We start from the raw sequence: 1356 nt of genomic DNA, 5'->3' as shown, positions 1-1356 counted from the left end.
CCTTCGGTCAACGCGACGTCCACCAGCTACGCGCCAGGGCCGCGAGGCACCCAGGCATATCATGTGCCTCGCGGCCCTGGCGCTCCGCTGGCGGCCGCGCGTTACCTCAAACGTTAGGCGTCAGGATCACCACCATGTCCAAGGCCGCAGAGCTCCAAGCCCTCCTGGACAGTCAGCCCAAGTCTGACTGTGCGGCGCTGATTCCCCTGTCGGTGGAGGAAGCCGACTTCGACGTCGGTCGCGTGGTTCTTCGCTTCGCACCTCAGCCGGCGTTCGAGAACTACCACGGCAATGTTCAGGGTGGCTTCGCCGTTGCCATGGTCGATGCTCTGGTCTCCATCGCCGCCTATGCCAAAACGCGAGCCTGGCTACCCACGGTTGAGATCAAGAGCACCTTCGTAGCACCAATGATGCTGGGTGAGTCACGAGGTGAAGCATCCATCATCAAGGCTGGCAGGCAGCTCGTGTTCCTTGAGGCCAAGCTGTGGGGTGCAGACGGGAAACTCGCGGTGCACGCCACCGCCACGGCGTTCGTGCCTCGGCGTGATTCCTAAGCGTACCGGGAGGCGCTGACGCCTAACCCTTCGGTCAACGCGACAGCCAACGGCATGGCACTTGGCCCGCGCAGCACCGCAAACTATCATGTGCTGCGCGGGCCAAGCACCATGCCGTCGTCTGCGCGTTACCTCAAACGTTAGGCCGCATGTGGTCGCCCGGCGGCGCGCGCATCTGGGTCTCGTGACCCCCGAAAGTCCGACTGACCTATGATCGTCGCCGTCACACACGAACGAGGAAAGACATCATGATCATCGTTCTTGGAAGCGTCGTGATTCGGGAAGGCGGGATTGATCAAGCTCTCGCAATCAGCAAGGAGCACGTGGCTCGCTCGCGGAACGAACAAGGCTGCATTTCACACGCAGTCCACATAGACGTGGACAACTCCAATCGTCTTGTATTCGTCGAGGAGTGGGACAACGAGCTTGCATTGCAGCAGCACTTCAAGGTACCCGAATCGAGGGCGTTCGTGAAGGAACTCGCTGGCTTGGTCACGGAGCCACCAAGAATGGTCGTATACGAGGCTCACGTAGTTCAGCCGTAACCGAAAATGCGGCCTAACCCTTCGGTCAACGCGACGTCCACCAGCTGCGCACCAGGGCCGCGAGGCACCCAGGCAGATCATGTGCCTCGCGGCCCTGGCGCTCCGCTGGCGGCCGCGCGTTACCTCAAACGTTAGGCCTCGGATGCCAAGCCTGAGCACTCTCCCCGTGCGTCTCCGCGCTGCCACAGAGGCAGACACTACTTTCCTGCTCACACTTCGCCAACTGGCCATGGCCCCACACCGAGTGGCCGCCGGAA

2 protein-coding genes are annotated in these 1356 nt (G+C 62.0%); both read left to right on the top strand.

Features of this window, described 5'->3' with window-relative positions; translation table 11 throughout:
• Nucleotides 1–134: 134 nt before the first annotated feature.
• Entirely contained in the window at nt 135–554 is a 420-nt protein-coding gene (locus HLB44_RS36665) for a PaaI family thioesterase (protein WP_173135812.1), read from the top strand.
• Between the two features lie 248 nt (nt 555–802).
• Nucleotides 803–1099, top strand: coding sequence for a putative quinol monooxygenase (locus HLB44_RS36660; protein ID WP_173135809.1), 297 nt, complete (start codon nt 803–805; stop codon nt 1097–1099).
• The last annotated feature ends 257 nt before the right edge of the window (nt 1100–1356 follow it).

The organism is Pseudaquabacterium terrae, assembly GCF_013266755.1.
In the GTDB taxonomy this organism is placed as follows: domain Bacteria; phylum Pseudomonadota; class Gammaproteobacteria; order Burkholderiales; family Burkholderiaceae_C; genus Pseudaquabacterium; species Pseudaquabacterium terrae.
This window is presented reverse-complemented; position numbering and strand designations above follow the sequence as displayed.